Raw genomic sequence first — 24,837 nt, 5'->3', positions numbered from 1 at the left:
CTGTATTATTAGCCAATAGCTACACCTATAATTGCCACACAGACATTACTGAACCCAAAGTGATGTACGTAGGGCATGTAGTATACCCGCTCGTATTGGCTAGTGCAAACATTATGATGGGCTTGGTACTCTATTACCTCGCTGAACCGGTTCTTGCGGCTTTGCTCATCGTGATCGGGATGCTTGTCGTGCTCGCCTCAGCGGGAGGCACTCTCAAGCAGCACCCCCCAATACACAGCGATCAGAACTGATTCGTTTTCTCATGGCTAACACCGCGAATTTGATACCGCGACGGCGAAGTGAGACAACGGTCACAGTCACTTTCGAGCACCCACACTTGCTTGCGAGTATCTCTCAGGAGATACTCCATACTCAAGAGGCGGGTAACGAGTCAGCCAGCAACGTCAGTCAAACATGAACGCAACAGGACCGTCTGACGACACACAAGACAGCCGTATTCCAGATCCAGAACTGGCGGCAATTATCATCGCGAATCTGGTCCCGATCGTGGGAATCATCGCGTTCGGTCTATCCGTGTTAGGACTGTTGACGCTGTATTGGCTCGAGTTCGGCGTTGTTTGCTTCTGGGCAATCGTTCGGGCCTTGTTCGCTGGGCGGCCAATAGAGCGAGACAAAGACCCACTTCTGTTGGGAGCGCTCGATGAAAAGAGGGCTTCAATTCCGATCCCAGTAGTCGATGCCGACATCCAAGTGATGACGATTCCGACGCTTCTGTTCGTGACACCGTTTCTCATCGGATTGTGGGTGTTTGTTGGTGCGCTAGTTGTTGGGCCTGTAGCGAATGTGAACCCAACTGCTGAGCCATCAGTGTGGATCGTTGCTGGTGCGTTTGGAATCTTTCTCGCAGAGGGGTGGCGGACAATCACTACCTACTTTCGGGATGACGGGTATCAAGATCATAACGTCGCCACGGCCCTCCAAAGCGTTCTGACTGAGGGCGCAACAGTGCTTATAGCGAGTATCGTCGCGTTGCTCGCCGCAGCTGTCTTTGTCACCAACGGCGGAGGTAGAGAGGGTCCTCAGACAATCGAACGCGTCGCGACTGGGCCACTCGTCATTGTCGTCGTCTCAATCAGGCTCCTTACCGACGTTGCCGGGTACTACTATGACGGTCGTCTCGGTGCTGGACTGTGGTCACTTGTTGGTCGCGGAGACGCATACCCCCCCCCAAGTCCTGAGACGATCGAGACAATGCTGTCAGGGGCTCCGACAGTGTTCCGCCCACCACTTCTTGGACGACTAGTGCCCACCGCATCACACTTCAGAGGACATCCTGCGCCGTGGCTACTTTCGCCGCTCGCCTTTCTCGCCGCGTCAGTTTCCGTATCCGACGGATCTATCCGAATCGCAATTGGATTCGTGGGCATTGGGCTCGGTGTACCCCTTACACTCGTCACGCTGGACTACTGGGTTCGGTACGCTGGTATTGAATACCAGGCTGATTCGAGCGCTATTGTTGCAACCGACACGCTATTTCGAACACCTCTCTGGCGGTACGAATCGCTTAATCATGGTGAGGTTCGAGTCGAACGTGACGCTGTCGACAGTTGGCTGGACACCTCGACGGTAATTGTTGACCGTGGCGACCGGCCAACCAAGTTACCACGGCTTGCTGATCCAACTGCGATCACACGCGTGCTTGCTGAGGCAGGTGAGGCTGACAGCAACATACGTGATTGGAACGCTGAGAGCGACGACCGAGACTCGATGATCGACGTTGGTACCGCATTGTTACGGCTAGATAGCTCATCGTCCACTCGGATGTCACTTGTATCAATGGGCCTGTTTGGGGCAGTCTCGCTAATTGCGATAATAATATCCGCTCAATTTGAAGGCAGCGTCGCAGCCGGTGTGTTCGTCTTCTTGTTCACTACGATCCCGCTCGTTTTGCTCACTGTTTATTCCATCAAGAAGTGACGATGTCCCTAAAATTCCTTGTGCTGTCTCGTACCGGTTTCAGACGCAGAAACGTGACGGAAGTGCTTTGACACGACCGCTGCTACCTTCGTATAGGGGAGAAAGAAATGCGAGGATTTATTGAAATCCCATCATTCAGACATATTCTCGCCTGAAACAGCCGGCTAATGAGAACTGCTTATCTGCGTAGTACAAAGTTTGAATTGGGATAATTCTATAGTATAGAATATGTCGGACATACGTAGCAAACTCCGATCTCGCCTACTTTCGACGGGTTTTGAGGCGTGGAACAACCCGCAACGGGCCAAGTTACTCCTGCCGGTTTTTGTTGTTGTTGGAGGCGGGCTAGGGATTCTCGTCCAGTGGTATGGGGTACTAAATCAAGCCCCACTACCCGTCCTCTGGACGATATTTGTACTCCTTGGAGTTACTTTTCTGGCCATCTTTGATTAACTCGGGCAGTTAGTGCTATCAGTTTGATAATACGATTTACAGAAAGTACCTCTTGCTGGATGTATTCTCTGTACCGAACGATACGTGATTCACTTGTACTGACTGGATTTACTCGTCATTTCGAGCGGGTTCTCCCCAACTCAGTTGGGATGAAACAACTGCTCAATCCATGTACGTAGTAGGCGAGTTGAGTACGACACCGATGTCGGCCTGTGGAAGACTGTTCATTGCTCCGGACCGGGACATGACTCGTAAACTAGCGGCGGGCCGAGCATATAACGCTGCCAGCAGTTGTTTCAAGATACTTTCGCCGTGTTTCCACGTCTGAGACTCACTGGTTGCTTCATGCTAACAAGATATCTGTCAGATACTCAATTATTGTTTGTCCACTGTACGATCAATTGACTGGTCTCTCACCACGCGGTCCTCTTCACAAAAGGTGTTAGACAGGTCATGATCAAGTGACTTGATCCAGCATGAGGCTTGAATTTTAGCCGATAAGTGAATCACCCCGCGGTCAAGACATAAGATCATATCGAGGTCCCGTTTCAATTCCAGAAACGTGGCTCTCCGTACTATTCGCTCTCGCACGTATGGGCGTCCATGCCTCTACAGCTAGGCAGTACATCAGAATCGCCTCGTAACAGGGCATTAAAGTTCAATTTTAGCTCTTCTTGGGCAATCGCATTTGTCGCGCTGTTATTCGTACATAACGAGATCCATGAAATATCACACACTGGTGTCGGGCGATTGATCTGTGGGTCTTGGGGTCCACGGAATTTCAACATGTGGCAGCTTGCGTGTCGGCAAACGCCAGAAATTGTCTTGGCACCAGTTGCTGGTCTTGTCTTTACTTATGGGCTCATGTGGATTGGGTATCATATAATAAGAACGAAAAAAGCCTTCCAAACAGATCGATCGGACTCTGTCTAATCTTCGCGACCATGCCTTTCGGCCGAATATACAGCGTCGCACAGTCTGGTGGCGATGAGATGGTAATTCTTCGGGGCATTTTTCCAAGACTGAATCCGCTTCTTCGCCTAGCAATTGGAGTAACAATTGTGTTAGCGCTCATCAGCCCGCCATTATATCAAGCCGCTTCAACGTTGCCACAGCAACGACAGTTGTCAACATTCACAGGACTACTCTTGATCCCGTACATGCTGTTTGAGATTCTCGTTTTGAGAGTTGCCAACCCGCTACTGGAGCAGGGCTTCTTAGCTGGTGAAGGAATGTTAGGTTCACCGCTATTTGTGAACGTCTGGACTGTATTCTGGGTACTTGTGTTGATCTTCTCTTGGCAGAGACTCCCCACTATTCTCGAATTACACGGAGATGATTAGTAAGATATTATCAAGTGAATTTGATTTTTCGCCCAAGCAGGGGTGTCTACGAACGACACAGCGGATTAGTTTGGATAACAGTATTGCCAACCACAAAGCTGTGGGTACTGATCTCACTATCTTCACTGTACTACCGACGGTTGTGTCCCGCTGAGAAACACACCACTTGGCGCTATTACTCTCGGTACAGAGCAACGATGTATGTCACAGCACTCCGGGGTTTTTCAGAGTCCGCTTTTCCGCTTGGGCATACCCACAATGACATCATTGATACTGGTTGGAATCGCTCTACTCATTGTCGAGGATCAAGCTCTTCGAATTATTTTGCTCATGACAGCAGCACTTGATTTCATCATTACCCCTCAAATATTGAGACGATCCGCCCGTAACGCCTGATAATATAGATACGAGCGCATACCCCCATTTTTAATCGGGGCCAAGCGGACAATGCGGAATGCCTCATAAATCAGACAGACACCCTCCTTACGGAGAATCCAAGAGAAAGCCTCGCACTTTAGCGCCGGGAGGATGTTAAACCACCCCCGACAAAGAACACGACAATCGCAAGTGTCAGCCAGCGGCGCACGGAGGCGAGAGTGAGAAACTCTCGAGTAACACCAAACGCTTTCTCAACGTTTTCGACTGCGTGGAGGGCTATGAGTCGGAATACACAAACAGGTGATTAGCCCTTCTGGTAGCCCAGTGTTCAGCGAGAGCTAACTTGCGAGGCTCTTTGTGGTCGTGTTCTCAGCGCCAACAGAGCTGTTTGTCGGCGTCCGAATTTCGATCGATTCGTCGTCATACACCCGCATGGTCTCGATCACGGTGCCATTTTCGGCAACCCGTTGGACAATGACTGTTGGCGTCTCTGTAGTCGTCTCGCTTGGATCTGTTTCGGTGGCTGTCTCAGTTGGCGTCTCGCCTGCGAGGAACTGCGTTATCGCATCTGTCTCTTCGAAGGAATCGACATTACCAGACCGTGCGTCGACAAACGCAACGTACGCGATCCCACTGTTGTCTTCGGGGACGACCCGTACCTGCCAGTACTCTCGGTCGTCGATAACGGTGAGAATCGGTTCGGCTGGTGAAAAGCGGTCCCAATCCGTCTGTGGCGCTGATTGCCTCACGAGATCCGCCGCTCGCTGTGGGCCGAACAGCGAGTCAGTTGGCACGTACCGTTCGAAGGTTCCGTTTTGACCGTCAATCGTCCACAACTCTTGAAGCCCCTGTGCGTCGCCATACGGTTCGACGGCAACAACGTACTGCGGGCCCGACTCAGAGAGAACGAAGAATGGCTGGTCGTTGTCGTCGCCGGGGAGTGGTGCGACCTCGATTTCATCTTCGTGGCTCGTGTACGTATTAATAATTCCATTGCGGTACTTCGTCGCTGCGACCGACTGGAGTGCCAACTTCTCTGGATACAGTTGCTGAGTGTCGAGGATCGGGTTGGCCGCAGCCTCAGCGGGCGAGAGCATTTCGATCGAACCACTTGGATCAATAACGGCGACACCGCCCCACTGTGGTGTAGAGTGAGGAAGCGGCGTCAAGTGGAACGCTGGCTCGGTGTATGGGACAGTGATATACTGAGTCTCATTGTGAATGACCATCTTCGGATCGCCGTAGTCAACGAGGTAAGCCTGCGATTTGAGGAGTTCCCACCGATAGTTCCGATGAAAAATGGTTCCGACGCCGGTCTCAAGCTCGCCATCAACAGACCGGACATTGGCCTGCTGAGTCGTCATATCGACCAAGACGGTGCCGGCCTGTCGTTTCGTGATCCTGTTGAATAGACCATCCGGAGCGAGCGGCGCCGCCCAGTAGGGAGTCCCGTTCACCACGCTAATATCTGTGTCACCAACACGATACTGTGGGCGATTGAGCGTGTTTGATGCGTATCGATCAGCGACCGCTCGCGTGACGATGCGCGGGTTGTCGGCATCAACATCATCAAGTCGCTCAATTGTAGCCGTCTGGCTCATCGTCTGATCGCTTAGCGTGACGCCAGCGACTGCGTTGGCGAGAGGCGCCAGCGCAAACGCAGCAATCACGAGCACAACCACCCCAACACGAAGTGGGGTAATCGTATGGTCATTGCTGGAGAGTGTATTGACGACAGTCTCAACGCGATCTCCCGACCGCGCGGTGACCCACGCAGCAACCCCGCCGGCAACGATACCGAGCAACAGTAACGGTGTTGAGTATGCTGTGTAGACGAGTCCGTGGAGCCACGGCCGAAAGAACCACCCAATAGCTACAGCTATGATTCCAGCAACACCAATTGGAAGCCACGGCGGGGATGACTCGCTTTGATCTGAGTCGCCTGGTGGCCAGTCGGTAAGGTCGTTATCGGATGACTGTTCGTCTGATCCGCCGGATGGAGGGCGTGTTGACATTGGTTGAAGTCTCGATGATAACTCGGGAACGTGTCCGTATACGGTGGGCAGCTAGTCCAAGTCAATGATAATCGGTGGGACTTGGTGATTGCGTCGATAAACCTCGTCGAATCACAACGTGGAGTGATGTCTTTCAGTAAATAAGTCTGCTCCTATTAACTTAGCAGAAGGCGTCAGGATTAGTCCTTCAGATTTCGACTCTTGACTAGGGAGATAGAATAGATCACCACCCAACGAACGCTAAAACACTAACGTACTCAAGTAGCAATTTCGGCTATCTCACGATTGAGAAGAATTCAAACTTTATTTGTCCGACATGCGTAGAGACATGTGGTGTGCTTTCATGAAACTCGCATTAATTGGGGTTGGACAGGCAGGTGGGAAGGTAGTCGACGAGTTTCTACATTACGACGCACAAACAGGCGCGGATATCGTTCGGGGAGCGATCGCCGTCAACACGGCAAAAGCAGACCTCAAAGGGATCAACAACCTCCCGACGGACCGTCGAATTCTAATCGGGCAATCACGAGTCAAAGGCCACGGTGTGGGCGCGGATAACGAGTTGGGCGCAGAAATCGCCGAGGAAGACCTCGATGAAATCCAAGGCGCACTCGACTCGGTGCCGGTCCACGAGATTGATGCGTTTCTCGTCGTCGCAGGACTTGGAGGCGGGACAGGATCGGGTGGCGCGCCCGTAATCGCGAAGAATCTCAAGCGGATCTACACCGAACCAGTATATGGACTTGGTATTCTGCCCGGCAGCGATGAGGGTGGGATCTACACGCTGAACGCTGCTCGATCGCTCAAGACGTTCGTCGATGAGGTTGACAACCTCATGTTGTTTGACAACGACGCCTGGCGCAGTTCCGGTGAATCCGTCGAGCAAGGGTTTGACGCAATCAACGAAGAGTTAGTCCAGCGGTTCGGCGTGCTCTTCAGTGCTGGTGAAATAACAGAAGGAAGCGATGTCGCCGAAAGCGTGGTCGACTCGTCCGAGATAATTAATACGCTCAAAGGCGGGGGTATCTCGACATTGGGGTACGCCGACGTCGAGGTGGAGGAAGCAGAGCGGGGTGGATTGCTCTCACGACTCCGTGGTGATTCGAATGACGGGATTGACAGTACAGAGGCCACCAATCGAATAACGAGTCTCGTTCGGAAGGCGACCTTAGGTCGCCTCACTCTACCCTGTGAGGTGAACGGAACAGAGCGAGCATTGCTCGTCATCGCCGGGCCGCCTGAGTATCTGAATCGGAAGGGGGTCGAGCATGGTCGTAAGTGGCTCGAAGATCAGACCGGGTCGATGGAGGTCCGTGGTGGTGACTACCCACGACGCGGTGAGGGAACGGTCGCAGCACTCGTACTACTCGGTGGCATAACGAACGTTCCGCGAGTGAAAGAGCTCCAGCAAGTCGCAATCGAAGCACAGCAGAATCGTGGAGAAATCACTGACGAAAGCGCGGACCGCTTTGCGGATTTGATGGATAGCGATGGGGAACTGGAGTCTCTATTTTGAACGCGGAGAGAGTATTGGGGGTGAGCGATTTTAGGGGTCGTGGGCGATGTACTCCGCTTCCCAGTCGACGCGGGCTTGGATTTCTCTTTGGCCGCGGCGAGTTGCCGCATACTCGTTGGTCCGGCGGTCCCGCTGACTCTTTTCGACAAGTCCCTTCTCAACAAGCGTGTCGAGGTTCGGATAGAGGCGGCCATGGTGGATCTCTTTTTCATAGTACTCTTCGAGTTCATCTTTAATTGCGAGCCCATGTGGGTCATCGAGCCCCGCAATGACGTACAGCAGGTCCCGCTGAAACCCGGTAAGATCGTACATATCCCAATATCCGGATTCAAGCTATGAAATACTATTGTTTTATTATATAATAGATCACTCATTTTATACGCGATGAGCATATGACAGTCGGAGATGATTTGGACGGTTGTATTCTCCTGACTATATGATCGGGTGGAGACGGTGGCCTACGGCTGATGTACCGACTCTGGCGTCCGATCCGAAGGGGGACGAGACCCTACCATACAAAGGCTCAAGATAGATACAGCACTTAATTATTTTTCAGGCGGTTAAATACAGACATTTCTAGGATGGTACGCGTACGCAACCTCAGAAGGTAGGCCAGCCCAAGCAGTTCGTATTTGTTATCAGAGTTAGACTGTCAAAACCACTCTCGTGGTTCCGGAATGACGGCCGCAGCGACACCTGCTAATAGCGAGAAATATCCCGCGAGGCCACCGAGCGTCGCCGCGTAAGCCATGTCACTGCGACGACCAACAGAGAGGGCCACGGCAACCAGCACGATGGGCGAGCCAAACCGAACACTCGGTTGCTGCCAGAGGTGACCTGCGCGCTCTGGCCACCACGCGAACACGGCTTCAATGATCACTGCTGTTGCCGCACCCCCCAGAAACGGACTTGGTCGAAGTAGCTCCTGAGTGGTCGCCCCACCTCGCCGCGCAGCGATCCAGACGATAACCGCAACGATGGCGGCCGAGCCAGCGTCAGTACGTCGCGTCGACACAGTCTAATGTACGCTGTCACATCACATACAGATGTCGCTGGCTGTGAGAATATCCACAGGACAGGAGGGAGCCAACAAACTAAACCGCCCGACAGTATATATCTGAGCGAATGGCCGTCGACGATGAGACTCGCAGTGGGGACGCGGAACGAGACGAATCAGCGTGGTCTGTGGGCCGGCTCAATAACGAGATCGAGGCGACCTTGGAGTCAGCCTCCAATCGATTCCCGACATATGTTGTCGGCGAGGTCTCGGATGCGACAGCGAAAAGCTATGGAACATTCTTCACGCTTCGAGACGTCAATGGCGAGGAGACGATCCAGTGTATCGTGTGGTCGTCCTATCGGAATCGTATCGATGAGCGCATCACCGAAGGCGAGGAGGTGATCGTTCGAGCGAACGTCGATTTCTACACCGACGGCGGACGCACACAGCTGAATGTGAAAAACTACTGGGCGGTAGGCGACTCCGACCGAACACAAGAGTTGGAGGCATTGCGTGCCGAACTCGATGAGGAGGGACTCTTCGATTCTGATCAGAAACAACCACTCCCACAATTTCCATCGAACATTGGCATCGTCACCTCGCTAACCGGGTCCGCACGAGAGGACGTGCGTGAAGCTGCTTGGGGTCGTGCGCCGGGTGTGACGCTTACTTTCTTCGGCGCAACAGTACAGGGCAAAAATGCCCCGCCATCACTCGTTGGGGCCATCCGGCAGGCAGATCAGGATCCGGGCATCGATATCATTGTTGTTACGCGTGGTGGCGGCGCAGACGACACGCTGTGGTCTTTCAACGAGGAGCCTGTCATTCGGGCCATCGCGGACTGTCGGACGCCAACAGTCGTCGCTGTCGGCCACGAAGATGATGAGACGCTTGCCGAAGGTGTGGCGGATAAGTCCGCGATAACACCAACGGAGGCCGGGATCGTCGCGACGCCGGCCGTGAGTACCGTCCGTGACCGGGTCGGCGAAATCGAGCGTCAGCTCCAAGCCGGATATGATGCGATTGTGACTGGCCGGCTGGACGCCTTTGATCGACGCGTCGACAACGCAGTGGTCAGTATCGAACGAGCGGCAGAGAACCGTCGGGCACAAATCCAACGAGCAGCTGACCTCGAACAGCGGGTTGACACCGCCTACTCGACACTCGTCTCGGCTCGTCTTGACAGTCTTGACTCACGGATAGGTACCGGAATCCAAAAGATAGAGCATGCCGCCGAGACGGAGGCTGTTACGGCCACAGCAGCCCGTGGACGTGTCGCCGGACTCGAAGCACGCATCGATCAGGCATATCAGACGCGCGTCCAGCGCGAAACTGAACATCTTGAACGTCGGATCGAGCGTGGGTACCAGGACATCGAGACAAATACAGATGTCCAAGCGGCACAGCAACAGGCTCAACAGCTTCGGATAGTCGTACTCGTTCTTATCGGGCTACTGGTGCTCGGTGTCGCCCTGTGGGCAAGTGGACTGCTGTGACAGAAACCAGGTATTCAAGACCGCTCCGGCCAACCACCGTTCATGAGCGAGGCTGAGATTGACATCAGCGAGCGGATCGATCGGCTCGAAGAGATCGCAGAAACGCTTGAGGAAGGAGACGTTGATCTGCCCACTGCGAAAGAGCTCCGCGAGGAGGCTGATGACCATCTCGAAGCACTTCATGACGCGTTAGACGTCGGTGATGGTGACATCATTGAGATCGATGGCGCAAAGGCCGAACTAGAGTCGTAGGCGGTCACCATAGGGAGTCAACTCGGGGAAACGCCCAGAAGAGGCGTACATGTTGCGTCGATATGCCCCGAGCATATCTTCAGTAGCATCTATAGAAAGATAGAGCAGTATGTCTTTGTTGAAATCCACTTCTTCAGACATCCATCAGTCTGAAACAGCCGGTCGCTGAAGGGTGCGTATTTCACAATAACTAAGACTCTAGCAGAGATTTTCCTCCAGTGATGCCCTCCAACTTAGCTCCTCTGTCCCGCGGGCTATCGCGCCCATACTACGAGGATTCTTTTCCCGCACACGATATGTTCCACGCGAAACGAGTACGTGATGTCGCACTCAGGCTTGCGAACCAGCATCCGGACAGCGTCGATCGAGACATCCTAGCCGCAGCAGCGTGGTTTCACGATATCGGGCGGCCACTCGAACGCGTCGGGGAAATCGACGATCACGACGACTGGGCAGCAGACGAGGCCACGACTCTCCTCGCGTCGGAAGATGTACCGTCGGACCGGATCGCAGCGGTTGAACACTGTCTTCGGGCACACAGCATTCGGGCAAGTTCGCCTGATCCTGAAACGATCGAGGCAAAGTTACTCTTTGACGCTGACAAGCTCGATGCAGTCGGTGCGGTCGGACTCGTCCGTCTCGCCTGTATCGTCGGTGAACGCTCCGGACGCATCGGCAAGCAGTACGCCATCATTGATGACGTAGAGACCCTTCCCGACGATGCCCCCGAGTTGCCAGATGTGGATCTTCTGTACGAGTGGGCGCGCAAACGCCTCGGCGCGTTGTATACGGACCCAGGTCGCCGCCTTGGAGAGTCGCGCTGGGATGTGATGGAGACGTTCTTTATACAATTCGCTCGCGAGATTGACCCAGACGCTACGAAATAAATAGTCTGTACTGAGCGATTCCTAATCCCGGTTCTCAGCGGGTAGATCAGCGACAGATACACGCTCGTATTCAGCACAGCCTCAGCAAACTGTCAGCGGCTGAGGATTTCAACAGAGCCGCCCATTTATGTCGATGCCTCTGTGGATATATCTCACCCTTGTTAGACGGGGTATGTTGCGATCTGTTTAACCAACAAATCTATGCCAACAGAGATACTGTTGGTTAACACGAGGCAATTGCTGATGCCTAACAAGCCACCGACGCCACCAGCGGATCTTCCGACAGAGATGGTTGACACGCTCAACAGCTATTCGCCAACTCAGCTCCGATACGTCGCACACTACGCCGAGGCTTTGGCATCGCACAAAACTCGTGGAGTCCACCTCGAAGAAGAGCCGGATAGCAACGAAGCTAACGAGCGACCTGGCGATCTTCCTAACAATGTCCCCTCAAAAGCCACGATAACGATCAAAGAGATCAACGACAACCGATATTATTATTGGCAGTGGCGAGATGGAAAGAAAATCCGCTCACAATACAAGGGACCAGTCAGCGCGGATGAGTAGCAACTGAGCCATATGCGACATTTACATAAATGTTGGTAGTCGTTCACCTAAGCAAATTCCTCGCTCACTTGGCTTTTCAATACTTCAAAAACCGATTTACACATCGATAGAGGGGTGTCTGCGAGAATGAATGGAAACCGGTATATTGGCACAAAACAGGTGATTTGAGTATCAATTGTGGACTGCTAGCAGACGTACCGAACACATCGATAGAGGGGTGTATACGCGAACTACTGGAAAACAATAGTCGGGGATTAGGAACCATTAAGCAAAGTAGCAATTGTTACTTGGGAACAAACGGTTCGAACACATCGATAGAGGGGTGTCTGCGCAATTTAGATAAAAACCGCAACTGAGAGGAAGAGAATTGGTTGGCTGAGTGAAAATTGCGTCCTGATAGCAGACACATTGAACACATCGATAGAGGGGTGTATGCTCGGATGAACAATAGCAGCAGAGATTAATCTACAGAGCGATTGCGGAACCGCTCCATTGGGATCAAATCGAGAGAATGATGGACGCTACTCCAAGCGAAAGCTGCTATTAGGTCTGGTTACGGATTTGCGCTTTGACGACAGAATTGACTTCATCCTCAGAGACCGCCTCAATACGCGAATCTTCTCGGAGTGTTTCCAAGATTGTTTCTGGTCGCTCTCCAAACTGGAACTCAAGGAACATTCCGGAGCTAGGACCGTGACTTCGACGTTCGAAGTCAACCAGCGAATAGGTCGTGAGTTCTTTCATTTTGTTCACGTACGTCTCCTGATGGTACTGATCAGCGTCGATAGCGTCAGTCAGATACTGGTACACGCGGTAACCGGTCGTACTTCGAGCAGACCCACCATCGCTTTGGGAAGCGACAGCTGCGGTTGCGTATAGACAGAGCTTCTTTTGTGTACTGATGCCACGGACAACCTCAAGCACCCGATTTTTTTCGACTTTCGCTTGTGCGGTGCGGACGTGTTCTTCGCGAACGCGAGTGTCGCCTTCCCGTTCAGCCAGTTCACCGGCAACACGGATAAGGTCAATCGCCTTCCTTGCGTCACCATGAGTCTGAGCCGCAAATGCCGCCGCAAGCGGGATCACATCATCGTCGAGCACATCATCATGAAAAGCATCTTGACGGCGTCGAAGGATCGATTGGAGCTGGTCTGCGTCGTAGTCGTCAAAGTGGACGTCTTCCGGAGTAAACGAACTAACGGCGCGACTCCCGACAGATTCCATCATCTTCGTGTCGTTTGAGATTGCAACGACTGAGATGTACGCGTTGAGATCGTCATTCGTGCCAGCTCGGGAGAGTTGATACAGCAGCCGCGAGAACGCAGGCTCCTGTTTGTCTCGCCGTCCGACAAGCATATCCAGTTCATCAAGGACAAACACAACAGAATCGAAATGCTCGTTGACGATCCGATAGAGTTCATCCCATTTCTCTTTCGTCGCGACGCCGTGTTTTGGAACCTCAACAGCGACACCTGCTTCGTCGGCAGCCTGCTGAACAAGTTCGTACACGGCAATACCCAGCGTGTCTAAATCTTGGCAGTTCACTTCGATTGTGCCAAACTGGATATCTCGACTTTTACAGATACGGCTAATATTATGACAAACAGCCTTTGTGATCAGCGACTTGCCTGTTCCGGATGGCCCATAGAGGAACAGATTCGGCGGTCGGTTGTCGCCGAGCGCAACACGAAGCATCTTGGTGACCTCCTGAAGTTGCTCGTCACGACCTACGATGCGGTCCTCTTCGACGACGTAATTGGGATCAAGTAGCGCTCGCTCCCGAATCAATCCTTTCTGGTCGTCGAACTCGAGGAGCATGTCCTCGATCGACTGTGAGGGCTCTCCAGAGTCAGGATCATCTTTGGACTGTGAATCACCGTTTGTGACGTGAGACGATGTCGGCTGTCGCGACGGTTCCGACTGTGACGCGTTCGACAGCTCTGCTTGAGCCGTCGTCTCGTCCTCCGGCGATCCCGACTCATCTAAAGGATCATCGGAGTCGTCAATACCCATACGCATGTTGATACCGGCCTGTATCAAAAAGGTTCCCCACCTCTATCGAAGTGTGATTAGCCGTTTGAAACCGCATGATACCGCATTAATCGCGTGAGAATGGTGATAATAGGGTAACTAGCAGTAGCCGGTGACGATGTGTTTAGGATCACACACCCGAAGACACACACCCCTCTATCGATGTGTTCAGTGTCTTCACGGGGTGGGCAATTCGTCGACCACCTCAACTAGTGTGTTGGAAGTGACCGCGTCTTGTCTGTCCAAATTGGACGAAACGTACTCTTGTCGGTTTCAAGTCGTTCGTTTCATCCTCTTCGTTCTCTTCTCTTCTTTCTTCCAATTAACACGAACACACACACCCCTCTATCGATGTGTTCGATGTGTTGTGACTGCGTGTATTCTGTGTTTCTCACTCCAACAATTTTGGTTGCTAGTACTCTTACAGTATTCGACGTATAACTGCCCCAAAGGTCAATTTTCGGGCTGTATCAACAATCCCAGCTCAGATGTTACGATTATCTGTTCAGTAACGACTGCGTGGAACACATCGATAGAGGGGTGTGTGTCTCTTTGGCCTCGAGGTGACGGCTAGTGAATAGCACTCTTAGTCAAAACCGTGATTCGACTTCTAACCTAACTAACAACACCGAACGTGGAAAACACATCGATAGAGGGGTGTGTCGTCCGCAACGTGCTAGCTGTCACACTCACATCTGGTGTTGTGATTTCATAGCAATTCAAAACAGAAACCCACGGCTAAAACCGTGGGAAGCAGCCACCGGGGCCGACAGTCCGACTCCCTCCATGGTACCGTAGTATATATTATCAACGCCACACAGGTGAATCCGGCGTACACGTCTACGTGGTGCTCAAAGTGCGAGACGACGTTGGACGAGAACCGCCAGTCGCAAGCGAAGTTCTGTTGTGTGAACTGCGGCTACGAAGTCAACGCGGCGAAGAACATCGGATTTCGGCCACTCCATGCGGGGCAAAAGTCTCCGCATAGAGGGGCGACACGTCACCTCGCCCTCAAGTTGGGGGCACTGAAAGTGAATGGCGGCTACTCGCCTGCCATCCAGTAGGATCGGCCAGAACGGGAGTCCACCGACAAGCCCACCATCTTAGAGGTGGGTTGGTGACATCGCACACGGGCCGTGGGGGTTCGCTCACGTGGAACCGTAATTAACCAACAACCCTACGTCAACCGCCACTTCTGTTGGTTAATCGTTTCCACCGCCGGCGAAGGCCAGCAGTTCTGGCATCCGTGTCTCTGCCAGTGCTCGACGAATCTCTGGCTGATCCCAGCCAAACGGTGCTAGCAAACTTCCGACAGCTCGGATGAATTGTGCCTCATACTACGACGCATCGTGCGGCGTAGTCTTTTCGTGAGCCAACGCGACCCGCTCCCGCGAGTGTTTCTCACCGTCAACGACCACGTACTCGATCTCTTGTCCAGGATGGACAACGAGGTCTTGGTCGCGAGCCCGCTTCATCCCCGCCATATTTTGAGTGTTCTGCGTATGCTGTTCGAGTGGCTTGGAGACGCGATTGCGTTCAACGAGGCCCTCAACCGGCACCGCTCCGGCGTGGAGCCGACTGATCGCCTCCTAAATACACTCGAGTACAGCGTCCGGAGGTCGAGTCGTGTCGAGCCGATCGAGGCAGTCACGCTGGGCGGCCTCGATGAACGGTGGGGTTGAGCGCTGTCGGGATTTGATTCCTCTAATCTTGAACTCGTCATCACCGGTGACCTTCCCGAAGTACTTCGTTAATGTGCCAGCGTTGCTCTCCTGTTGCGGCACGGACGCCACCTAGTCGTAGTGGGCTTCGTGTTCGAGCTGAATGTCGACCTACTCCGTGATCGCCGTTGCGAGCGTCTGGAGGTCCCCACGGTCGTCGTTGTCGCCGACGTCGGGGTCTGGCGTCACCCAGATCGAATCGACAATCCCATCGACGACGCGCCAGCCGCCGGCTTCCAGTCGCTCCTTCGCAGTCAGCAGGATCTCGCGGGCGAACGCATTGATTGCCTCATGACACTCAATACGCCCGAATTTGGCGTTACCCGTATGTGTCCAACTTTCTCTACTCGTTCGCTTATAACAATTAACACTAAACAATATGGTGGCTATGACGCGACACGCACCTCTATACGCAACTAATCACCGAAATTAGTATACATCAGTAGTGCGTGTAATGTTATCATGGGTGTTGATAATACTCCAGTTGAAAATCTAATGAGCACTGATCTTCTGACCGTTACACCCGACACTAAGATCTCTGAAGCCGCAGATATACTGCTGGACCAGGGTGTCGGATCATTGGTCGTGTTAGACTCTGAGGGTCACCTCAAAGGGGTATTGACAAGTACTGACTTCGTGTCAGTCGTGTCAACAAATAACTCTCTCTACAGCGGTACTGTTGGAGACTACATGACAGAGGATGTGCTCACGGTTTCATCTACGGCTACTCTCTATGATGTTGCAGTCAAAATGTTCCGCGAAGATATCCAGCATCTCCCAGTCGCTGGAGACAAAAATGAGATCGTTGGAATGGTCTCTGCGACTGATCTCACGGCGCAGTTAGCGTACATGGGGAGTAGTGGAACTGACTAACTGGACAGACTCGCTGCCTTTTGCCGCCTACCTACTGACTGCTATGAGTCTGAGATCTGTATCTAAGACAAGCGATCAATAAGCTCAGGTAAGATCTATATCTGAGTTTCGCACCAAACTCTAGCTCAACACCTTCGTGAATTAGTATAACAAAATCATACCCAGCTTGGCCTATCCGCAGCTTAGAAGATCCGCTCAAGAAGTCTTAGCGGTCATCGAGCAGGGAATCGTACGCTGCGGCAATTGGATAGTTCCACCCGCGCCCGAGCGACTTCTGCGTGATACGAAGTGGTGGTGGAGTTTGTCGCCGTTTAAATTCAGCGCGCGTGGTCCGTCGAAGTGCTTCGTCAACGACGTGGTCAGGATATTCTTCTTGTATCGAACTGGTGCTTTTGCCCTCCTCGATATAGTGTTCAAGAATAGGATCTAGTACCTCATACGCTGGGATCTCCTCCTCGTCGGTCTGTCCAGAGCGAAGCTCTGCGCTCGGTTCTTTTTCGATTACAGATGTTGGAATGACTGGCGATGACTCTGCTGAGGAAAAAGTATCGTTGAATACGCTAGCTAACTCATACACCAGCCGTTTGTAACAATCACCCAGTGGAGCAAGTGCGCCTACGGCGTCGCCGTACAACGTACAGTAGCCGACTGCGGCTTCGCTCTTATTATCTGGAGTGAGCACGAGCGCATTACGCTGGTTCGCTATTCCCATGAGGATGGACCCACGGATTCGCGCTTGGATGTTCTCAGCAGCAACACCAGCGAGCGATGCGTCGTTCTCATCAAGCGTCTGGGAGATGTCCTCCACCACCGACCCGATGGGGATCACATCGAACTCGATCCCTAAGTTCGCTGCCACCGTCCGAGCGTCGGCGATGCTCTGTTGGCTTGTGACTTCACTTGGGAGCGACACGGCATAGACGTTGCCTGCGTCGAGTGCCGCTACTGCGAGCGCGGCCGCGACTGCTGAATCAATTCCACCTGATAACCCAACTACGGCTTCCTCAAACCCAGTTTTTTCGAAGTAATCCCGTACCCCAAGCGTGAGTGCTTTGCGAGCCTGCGTAGCGCGGGTTTCAGTATTACCCGTCGGAACTGTTGCGTCTCCGCGGACCGGAACGTCTACCACAGTGGTGCTAGACTCGAATCCCGTCAGCTGCTCGTGGACCGCTCCATCAACAGCGACCAACGAGTGCCCGTCGAAGATCAACTCGTCATTCCCACCCACTTGATTAACAAAAACAACCGGACAGCCTGTCTCAGCAGCATGCGCTGCGAACCGACGCTCACGTCGCGACGGCTTCTCAAGACTGAATGGGCTCGCAGAAAGCGTGATAATAAGATCTGCTCCGCTTGTAGCTGTGTCTTGTAGTGGACTCTCGTCGTGGCGGCGCGTCCCGGTTACGACGGCATCCTGCCATGCGTCTTCACAGATTGTGAGTCCAACGGCGGTGCCCGCAATATCTACGACCACTGGGTCGGTCCCGGGCTGAAAGTACCGATGTTCATCGAAGACGTCGTATGTCGGGAGTAACCGCTTGTGGTACGTTTCACCCGTCTTTCCATCGCGGAGCACGATTGCGGCATTGTGGACCGGCGCACCATTGTCACGCTCGGTTCTGACCGCAGCGCCGACGATTAACGGTGGCCCGTCAGCGGTTTCTAACGCTAGATCGTTGAGCGCTGCCTCCTGAGCATCAAGTATCTCTGCTCGGTGGAGTAAATCACGAGGTGGATACCCAACCACCGAGAGCTCAGGTGTGACGACGAGATCCGGCTCAGTATCCAGCAGCTGCCTGTACTCCGTGACGATCTTACCGACATTTCCGTCTATATCGCCGATTACAGGGTTGTGTTGTATGACTCCAACTTTGAGCTGCTCTTCCATCTTTTCTAACAAGATGTTAGGCACACAGTAATAAAAATAGATCTAATATGTGTAACCGATCATTTTAGTTCGACCAACTCGCGCACGGGTTCGAACATTCACTGTCTTTACACATCTTCAGTATCTGCTGCGGCCAATATCTCGGGATACCTGTTTCGTATCGTCATCTCGCTCACCTCAGCAGCATGAGCAATATCTGCTTGTCGGAGAGACTCATCACATCGTTTCATGACATCCTCCTCGCCGTGAACGGCGAGGTTTCCTCACGCTGGGGGTATCGCTTACCGACCCACGGAGGCAACTTGCGGGTTCGTATGCTCCTCGTTGGGACGAAGAGAGCGTGATGACTCTGACCATGANGCAACTTGCGGGTTCGTATGCTCCTCGTTGGGACGAAGAGAGCGTGATGACTCTGACCATGAATGGTCGTCCCACTTGAGGCATACAGGTCGTGCCATCGACCGTGTTACCGTCGTCTGCCGCCGAAGGAACGTCTCTGACGCAGATAGGTCTGCGTGCCCCTCGAATCCACACGGACACGTCAGCGTGTCTCGGTGGCGTGTTGTGTCCTCTGTCGAACCGCAGTTCGGGCACTCCTGACTCGTCCACGCCTCCGACCGAATCTCAACCGAAATACCGTATTCTTCGGCGGTACACGCCAGTCGGTTCACGAACGTTCTAAACGCCCAGAAGTTGTGCGTTTTCGCGTTCGTCTCCACCGACCAGTGTGTGTCAAGCACGTCCGTCAACGCCCCAACGTACACCGTCGAAACGCCTTCGTCGTACAGGCGTTCGATGAGCTCGCGGGCGAGTGCGTCTTGGGCGTGGTCTCGTCGCTTCGTGCGCCGATCGTACAGGCACCGGATGCGGTGACTACTGTATCGGCCGTCCTCCAAGAGCGATTGGAGGCGGGCTATTTCTCGTGTCGTCTCGCGGAATCGCTCGAACAGCCCGCGTCCTTCGTACAAGAGTTGCTGACCGGTCGTGGTTGTACAGGCGACGAGGTTGTTCGCACCAATATCCAGAGCGGCTTCTTCTGAAGCCAGTGGGTGTGCCAGTCGAGAATGGTCTTCGCTGATTGTGACTGGCTGAAAGGCCCTGAACGTCTGTGCTTGCTCGTCGTAGAACAACTCTAACCGACCCTGTTTCTCGTACTCCTTCCAGTTGGGTTCCCCTCGAACTTCGAGGCGGAGACGTTCGCGGTATCCAAGCCCGTACTCGTCTTTCAGGTCTTGACCGACGAGAATTTCGAGCCGAGAGTATTCGCCCCACTCAACAGAGTATGATGTGTTGCGGATGTACGTACGGAGTTCTCTGCCGGCTTCCGAGTTACCCCAGAAGCCGGGTTTGCCGTTGGCTTCGCCCTTCTTTTTGAGGCTAAAAAANACGACTTCCACGATTCACGGTTCTTGCGTTCGATTTGTTGAACCGTGGATGCACCGAGAACGCCGCCGTAGCGACCGCGATACTCGCTGATGTCCCATACGTCTCCGTCTGGGTCGGCGTAGTTCTCGCGGCGCTCGTAGTTGATTTCGTTCCAGAGAGCGGCAGAAGCGTCCAACAATCGACGGAGGAGTTCCTCGTCCTCTGCGGACTTGGGAACCACGTCGAACGTGTTGGTTCGCTTCACCGACTACTGGTTGTATCAGAACACACATAAAGATGTGGTTTGTGTGTTACTATATGGTTGAAGTTCGCATCGAGTTCGATGACGATGAACAGTACGAGCGGTTGAAGGAACTGAAGAAACACCGTGGGTTGACGTGGAAGGGGTTGCTCCTCGAAGGCGAGAAAAAAGTCAGGGAGGATACCCTGGAGTAAGCGTCGAACGTGGTTGTGAAGTGGAGTGTCGGATTCACGCCCGGGCTAAAGGCCGGGACTCTCTCCTTGATTCAGGTAGNCCTGGAGTAAGCGTCGAACGTGGTTGTGAAGTGGAGTGTCGGATTCACGCCCGGGCTAAAGGCCGGGACTCTCTCCTTGATTCAGGTAGTGACCCAAAAAGGTAGTTTTGTTGATATGAGGTGATGCTACACGAAGTCGTCAGTGTACGCACACGACGGACAATCAATGCGGGTGATCCATTGGTCACCGTGTTCGTGGCTTCGCGGCGGTACTTCTACAATGTTGATCTGGAGGGTACCACACCCAGGGCACGTTGATGGGATGGGCTGTTCCACAATCTATTGTTGTTTCACTCATCCATCATAAATGCTGACCCACTATGTATTATAGATATGGTATATCTTTTGATATTAATATAGCCGATACAGGTCGACGTCGGACAAAACGCCACGTTGAAGAACAGACAATGGGAAAAAAGTGTATGCTGCGGCGAGCCGCGACAGATATCCTCACTGTGCTCGCGGTTATCGCAGTTATCACGCTTGTTGTGGGACAGCTCACTGGCCAGCCGGTCTTGCTAGGGTTCGTCACGTCAGAGAGCATGGCGCCCACACTGGAGGCGGGCGATGGGTTTGTGGCGGTTCCAGCGGGGCTAGGCAATGACATTGACACTGGGGATGTTGTCGTGTTTGAAGCCGTTGAGCTACAGGGAGGTGGGCTCACAACCCATCGAGTCGTCGGCGAGACAGACGCCGGCTATCTCACCCAAGGGGACAACAACCCATTTCCAGACCAAGACGGCGATGAACCAGTTGTAACGGATGGCCGAATCGTCGCAACCGCACTTCAAGTGAACGGGCAGGTCGTCCGCATCCCACAGCTTGGTGCTGGTATTGAACTGGTACGAGAGACCGCGTCACGCCTCCAAACAACACTAACCGGAGCACTTGGAATCGAAACTGTAGTTGATTCAGAAGGTCTCAGTGGACTGTTTATCGCGATCGGTTTGGTGTTGCTGTTAGCTGTGTTCGCCGATGACCTTCGCACGCCACACACACGTGATCGGACTCGCAGTCGGTCTCGGGTTGACGATCAGGGTATTGACGGCCGGTGGGTCGCACTTGCGCTTGCGTTTTTGATTCTCGTCCCGGCAAATGCGGCGATGCTCGCACCAACGGGCACCCATCAGATCGTCGTCGATGGCGATGATCTGCCCGCTGGCACAGCGGCGGGTGAGCCTGTCGACACCAGCCTCACTGCCGAAAACGGTGGGCTTGTAACGATGCTCGTACTGCTTGAGACGACATACCCAGATGGAGCGCTCAGCCGTAACGAGTTGGTTGTGCCTCGTGGTCAGTCAGCAACCACGACTGTAACCGTCACAGCGCCTCCACCAGAAGAACAAGCGGTGGTAACCGTGTCTGAACATCGCTATTTCCTCATTGCGCCAGCAACAGTCATTACTCGGCTTCACGCGATTCACCCCCTTGTCGCGATCGCGGCGTTCAACCTGTTGGTTATCGGAACGACTACAACACTCATCGGCGCAGCCTTTGGGTTTGGGCGACAGCGAACACGACGCCGGCGGAGTCGAGTGTGACACAGAGGATACAGAACACAGCCAGACGGAGCAGTACGCTACAGCCTACTCAGAGTACTCCACAGGCTTGAGGCTGAATCCTTCGAGTTGAGATTGGTTTCGACCGTTAGTACCGCCGTCAAATATCAAAAATAGCTCTCTGTTGCTAATATCCTCTTCAGGGTCGACAGTGAAATTGAATGGCCTATTTTTATTTTTGAGCAAGAACTCAGAACTCAGCCTATCCCCATCGTTATCCACAAGATACACAGTAAGATTCCCGGTTACTTTTGAAGCCGTGATTTGGAGCGTGTACGCGTCAGCGGACGAGACAGACGGCAACGCGAAGCCAACATTAAGCCCTTGACCGCCACTCCCTTTGAGTGTCGCAGATGTGCCACCATCTCCATCATTCACGTTCTCAGGGGCTAGAACCTCGCCAGTAGCATCATCACCGGGCTGTACAGCAGTGCCATCAACAGCGTCGCTGTAATTACTCGAGTTTCCATAATCGGCCGAACAGTCAACGCTCACAGCATTGGCTGTCGTTCGCGTTGCGTTAACAGAAAACGAATCAGCGTCCACAACAAGTGCCAAAGTGAACGTGTATGTCCCACTGAATTTACTTGCTGAGTCAGCACAAGCCAGCGTGACGGCGTAGTCGTTACTCCCCGTCTCAGTGAGTGATGCTTCAACCGCGTTGCTAGTAATCTGGTCGCCATTCTCAACAGAGACGCTTGTCACAGACACAGCAAGATCCATGAGTGAAAATGCCATCTCACTTTGACTGGCTAGTATCGTATAGATTGTCGTTGACCTATCCCGCCCGCTGATCGAAGCGGTTGCTGATTCATCACGGAGCGGCAGTAACGCCGTTGGATCACTAGCTGTTGTGAACTCGACAGCTCGGTCGGAGTGTATGTGTGTTGCCGCATCAGTGCTGAGTGTTGTGAGGCCAAATCCAACCCCCAGAAATCCCAGCGCGGCTCGTCGAGTCCACCTGCGGTCTCGACTCACGATCGGAACTCAGCTGGCTTGTCGCCGTTTCCAAGTAGCTGTTGACTGTTTTCATACACATGATACGCCGATGACCCAGCGAAGAGCAATCCGATGAGCGCTGCCCACGCGAGCGATGGAATCGACGCTGGGAACACACCGACCCATACCGCAGCCACAAGCGCGAGTGAGAACGCAGACAATCCCAAGTAGTACTCTCCCCACGGAATTGAGTTGTTGGGGACCACATCCATGTAGACGTCGAGTTCGTCGGCCTCGCTTGTCAACTCTAAATTACCCCTGTTGTGTGTAATAATGCCAGCGCGCGCTAATCGGGGTATATGATTCTGTTGAACCGAGGTGTACACTCGGTGGCGTTCGCGTGAGCTGACCTCTGCCACTGGTTTGTCGTTTTCCCACGCTGCAATCTCTTCAGCAATACTGGAGAGTGCGCTTTCCCCATCGTCGCGTTTTAGAATATGAATTGTGTGGCGGCGTCGCGAGTTGCTCAGAATATCGTGCACATCAGTACGCGACAGTTGTGGGCTAGTCTGTGACGGTTGAGGTGATGTACTCATAATACGGAGTGAAGAGGTGACGTTTGTCTCCTCTTTGGTTGCGTCTACTTCAAGAATTTGTGTTTAAAGGATATATTCTTTGTCATACAAATTCAGCGAACGAATCGACAATTGACATCCTCCTCCGCCTGAAGGCGGAGGAATCCCGAGCGTTGGAATATTAGGGTTTACACTCTCCCTGTTCTCTCGGTGTGAACTGTCCGCTCTCGCGGTCGAACAGGAAGACTCCTGGCTGTGCCAACCAGCCGTTACTCATATCCTCCAACGGAGGACTCTGAGTTATCTTTCTCCGAATATTTACCGCGCCGTTCACGTCCGCGTTCATCATCGTCTCGCACGACGAACAGACGTACAGACCGCGCTCCACTCGGTTGCTGTCACGAATCTGCCCGCAACACGAACAGGTCTTGCTCGTGCTTTTCTCGTCTACACGGTCAACGAGGATCCCGTGTTCTTCAGCCTTGTATTCGAGGAGTCGAGCGAATCGGTCAAACTCCCAGCCGTGAAGTTTCTTGTTCCCCGACGTGCCCCAACTCCGAGAGTCACCGTTCTCGCCTTCACGGATGTCACTGAGATCGCCAACCGCGATCTTCCCGATGCCTTCTTCGACACACCGCTGAACGATGTGTTTCGAGAGGGTGTGAAGGAAGTGGTCTTTACGCCGGGAAAGTTTTCGGCGAGCCTTCCGCGCACGCTTGCTTGGGCCGTTCCCACCCTCGGTCTGGTACTGCTCACGGGTGAAGTAGTGCTTGTCCTCTTTCAACGTGTTCCCCGGATACAACTCTGAGGAACTGTCCTCGTAGTCGATAGCGAGGTAGTTGCTAATCCCGGGGTCTATTCCCGCCGTCTTGTCTCCCGGTGCGTCTTCGACTGGTATCTCTTTCTTACAGACGAGGTGTAGTTCCCACTCGTCTCCGTTCCAGACGGCACGCACCTGTTGGATGTTCTCAACTTCTACGTCGGGACGGGTTTCGTACTCCGCGAGGATGAAGTCAGACCGACTCTGTTTCAGGTTGAATCCTTTCGAGAGGCGGAGCTGGCAGTGCTTCGTGTCGTGCTTGATGGCTTGTTTCTTCCACGTGACGGTGGAGCGCGGGTGTCGGTCGCCCTGTTTCCGGTAGCCGGGTGGGTTGTTGCCGTCGTCGGAGTTGTACCAGCCGGTGAACGCCTCAGCAAGTTCTTCGAGAACTCGCTGACTTGACTGAGAATGGAGGGCATTGTAGCGTTCATGATCTTTCAGCTCCGATTTCAATTCGCTTTCGTCAGGTATCTCACCAGTTTTGTCCCACTGGTCTTGGATGTAGTAGCGTCCGACGTTCCACAGTTTTGACGCTGCGAACCCGCATTGGTCGATGTCGTCACGAACCTGTTGGTGGTTCGTGATGCGTGCGACGTAGGTGCGGGTCGTTTCCAGCTCCGTACTGTGTCTATAAATACCAACCAACAGCCCACAAATCGAGTCAGGACAATTCGAATCCTCCGCG

Annotated in this window: 18 protein-coding genes and 3 pseudogenes; 10 read left to right on the top strand and 11 right to left on the bottom strand. The window is 53.3% G+C overall.

The features are described from left to right. Positions 1 to 414 precede the first annotated feature (414 nt). The gene (locus C464_RS18310) at positions 415 to 1,938 is read left to right on the top strand and encodes a DUF6498-containing protein (protein ID WP_152420865.1); all 1,524 of its coding nucleotides are present in this window, start codon (positions 415 to 417) and stop codon (positions 1,936 to 1,938) included. A gap of 2,310 nt (positions 1,939 to 4,248) precedes the next feature. Here C464_RS18310 and C464_RS20055 read toward each other — a convergent pair. Further along, positions 4,249 to 4,392 carry a DUF7544 domain-containing protein gene (locus C464_RS20055; protein WP_449404379.1) on the bottom strand — a complete coding sequence of 48 codons (144 nt, stop codon included), beginning with the start codon at positions 4,390 to 4,392 and terminating at the stop codon, positions 4,249 to 4,251. A gap of 58 nt (positions 4,393 to 4,450) precedes the next feature. Then, a complete protein-coding gene (locus C464_RS02615) occupies positions 4,451 to 6,127 on the bottom strand; it encodes a hypothetical protein (protein ID WP_049910783.1) in 1,677 nt (558 codons plus the stop codon). A gap of 343 nt (positions 6,128 to 6,470) precedes the next feature. Between C464_RS02615 and C464_RS02610 the strand changes: the two genes are divergently transcribed. Beyond that, positions 6,471 to 7,643 carry a tubulin/FtsZ family protein gene (locus tag C464_RS02610; RefSeq protein ID WP_049910794.1) on the top strand — a complete coding sequence of 391 codons (1,173 nt, stop codon included), beginning with the start codon at positions 6,471 to 6,473 and terminating at the stop codon, positions 7,641 to 7,643. A gap of 30 nt (positions 7,644 to 7,673) precedes the next feature. On the opposite strand, the gene C464_RS02605 is transcribed toward C464_RS02610, so the two are convergent. Next, complete coding sequence (locus C464_RS02605; protein ID WP_006111955.1) at positions 7,674 to 7,955, bottom strand: helix-turn-helix transcriptional regulator; 282 nt, start codon at positions 7,953 to 7,955, stop codon at positions 7,674 to 7,676. 813 nt (positions 7,956 to 8,768) lie between these two features. Here C464_RS02605 and xseA point away from each other — a divergent pair. From xseA to C464_RS17175, 4 genes are all read left to right on the top strand, one after another. After that, positions 8,769 to 10,139 (top strand): exodeoxyribonuclease VII large subunit, encoded by a 1,371-nt coding sequence (xseA, locus tag C464_RS02600; protein ID WP_006111954.1) that lies wholly within the window; start codon positions 8,769 to 8,771, stop codon positions 10,137 to 10,139. A gap of 42 nt (positions 10,140 to 10,181) precedes the next feature. Then, complete coding sequence (locus tag C464_RS02595; protein WP_006111953.1) at positions 10,182 to 10,391, top strand: exodeoxyribonuclease VII small subunit; 210 nt, start codon at positions 10,182 to 10,184, stop codon at positions 10,389 to 10,391. A gap of 221 nt (positions 10,392 to 10,612) precedes the next feature. Further along, positions 10,613 to 11,278 (top strand): HD domain-containing protein, encoded by a 666-nt coding sequence (locus C464_RS02590; RefSeq protein WP_049910782.1) that lies wholly within the window; start codon positions 10,613 to 10,615, stop codon positions 11,276 to 11,278. Positions 11,279 to 11,521: 243 nt separating this feature from the next. Next, a complete protein-coding gene (locus C464_RS17175; protein WP_080510392.1) occupies positions 11,522 to 11,845 on the top strand; it encodes a hypothetical protein in 324 nt (107 codons plus the stop codon). 543 nt (positions 11,846 to 12,388) lie between these two features. Here the strand turns inward: C464_RS17175 and C464_RS02585 are convergent. Continuing rightward, the gene (locus tag C464_RS02585) at positions 12,389 to 13,858 is read right to left on the bottom strand and encodes an orc1/cdc6 family replication initiation protein (protein WP_193366006.1); all 1,470 of its coding nucleotides are present in this window, start codon (positions 13,856 to 13,858) and stop codon (positions 12,389 to 12,391) included. 764 nt (positions 13,859 to 14,622) lie between these two features. Here C464_RS02585 and C464_RS17170 point away from each other — a divergent pair. Beyond that, positions 14,623 to 14,940 (top strand): zinc ribbon domain-containing protein, encoded by a 318-nt coding sequence (locus C464_RS17170; RefSeq protein WP_275039715.1) that lies wholly within the window; start codon positions 14,623 to 14,625, stop codon positions 14,938 to 14,940. Between the two features lie 138 nt (positions 14,941 to 15,078). Here C464_RS17170 and C464_RS19525 read toward each other — a convergent pair. Continuing rightward, a pseudogene (locus C464_RS19525) lies at positions 15,079 to 15,918 on the bottom strand (DNA polymerase domain-containing protein); the annotation flags it as partial. A gap of 174 nt (positions 15,919 to 16,092) precedes the next feature. On the opposite strand from C464_RS19525, the gene C464_RS17160 reads away from it, so the two are divergent. Further along, complete coding sequence (locus tag C464_RS17160) at positions 16,093 to 16,470, top strand: CBS domain-containing protein (protein ID WP_239640172.1); 378 nt, start codon at positions 16,093 to 16,095, stop codon at positions 16,468 to 16,470. Positions 16,471 to 16,675: 205 nt separating this feature from the next. Here the strand turns inward: C464_RS17160 and C464_RS17155 are convergent, their stop codons facing one another. Together C464_RS17155 and C464_RS17150 are read right to left on the bottom strand one after the other, a co-directional pair. Further along, positions 16,676 to 18,358 (bottom strand): NAD+ synthase, encoded by a 1,683-nt coding sequence (locus C464_RS17155; protein WP_080510384.1) that lies wholly within the window; start codon positions 18,356 to 18,358, stop codon positions 16,676 to 16,678. A 281-nt stretch (positions 18,359 to 18,639) separates the two neighbouring features. Then, positions 18,640 to 19,988, bottom strand: a pseudogene (locus C464_RS17150) (RNA-guided endonuclease InsQ/TnpB family protein). Positions 19,989 to 20,041: 53 nt separating this feature from the next. Between C464_RS17150 and C464_RS19120 the strand changes: the two are divergent. Together C464_RS19120 and C464_RS17145 are read left to right on the top strand one after the other, a co-directional pair. Continuing rightward, the gene (locus tag C464_RS19120) at positions 20,042 to 20,179 is read left to right on the top strand and encodes a hypothetical protein (protein ID WP_167539329.1); all 138 of its coding nucleotides are present in this window, start codon (positions 20,042 to 20,044) and stop codon (positions 20,177 to 20,179) included. 502 nt (positions 20,180 to 20,681) lie between these two features. Further along, positions 20,682 to 21,800, top strand: coding sequence for a signal peptidase I (locus tag C464_RS17145; protein ID WP_080510383.1), 1,119 nt, complete (start codon positions 20,682 to 20,684; stop codon positions 21,798 to 21,800). A gap of 45 nt (positions 21,801 to 21,845) precedes the next feature. Here C464_RS17145 and C464_RS18305 read toward each other — a convergent pair whose 3' ends face one another. The 4 genes and pseudogenes from C464_RS18305 to C464_RS02570 all read right to left on the bottom strand — a co-directional run bounded on the left by C464_RS18305 (position 21,846) and on the right by C464_RS02570 (position 24,797). Beyond that, complete coding sequence (locus tag C464_RS18305; protein ID WP_152420864.1) at positions 21,846 to 22,556, bottom strand: hypothetical protein; 711 nt, start codon at positions 22,554 to 22,556, stop codon at positions 21,846 to 21,848. Between the two features lie 236 nt (positions 22,557 to 22,792). Beyond that, a complete protein-coding gene (locus C464_RS19520; RefSeq protein ID WP_239640171.1) occupies positions 22,793 to 23,062 on the bottom strand; it encodes a hypothetical protein in 270 nt (89 codons plus the stop codon). 24 nt (positions 23,063 to 23,086) lie between these two features. Then, positions 23,087 to 23,353 (bottom strand): annotated as a pseudogene (locus tag C464_RS20050) (DUF7344 domain-containing protein); the annotation flags it as partial. Positions 23,354 to 23,513: 160 nt separating this feature from the next. Continuing rightward, positions 23,514 to 24,797, bottom strand: coding sequence for an RNA-guided endonuclease InsQ/TnpB family protein (locus C464_RS02570; RefSeq protein WP_006111942.1), 1,284 nt, complete (start codon positions 24,795 to 24,797; stop codon positions 23,514 to 23,516). Positions 24,798 to 24,837 lie beyond the last annotated feature (40 nt).

This window comes from Halorubrum coriense DSM 10284, assembly GCF_000337035.1.
GTDB classification, from domain to species: domain Archaea; phylum Halobacteriota; class Halobacteria; order Halobacteriales; family Haloferacaceae; genus Halorubrum; species Halorubrum coriense.
This window is presented reverse-complemented; position numbering and strand designations above follow the sequence as displayed.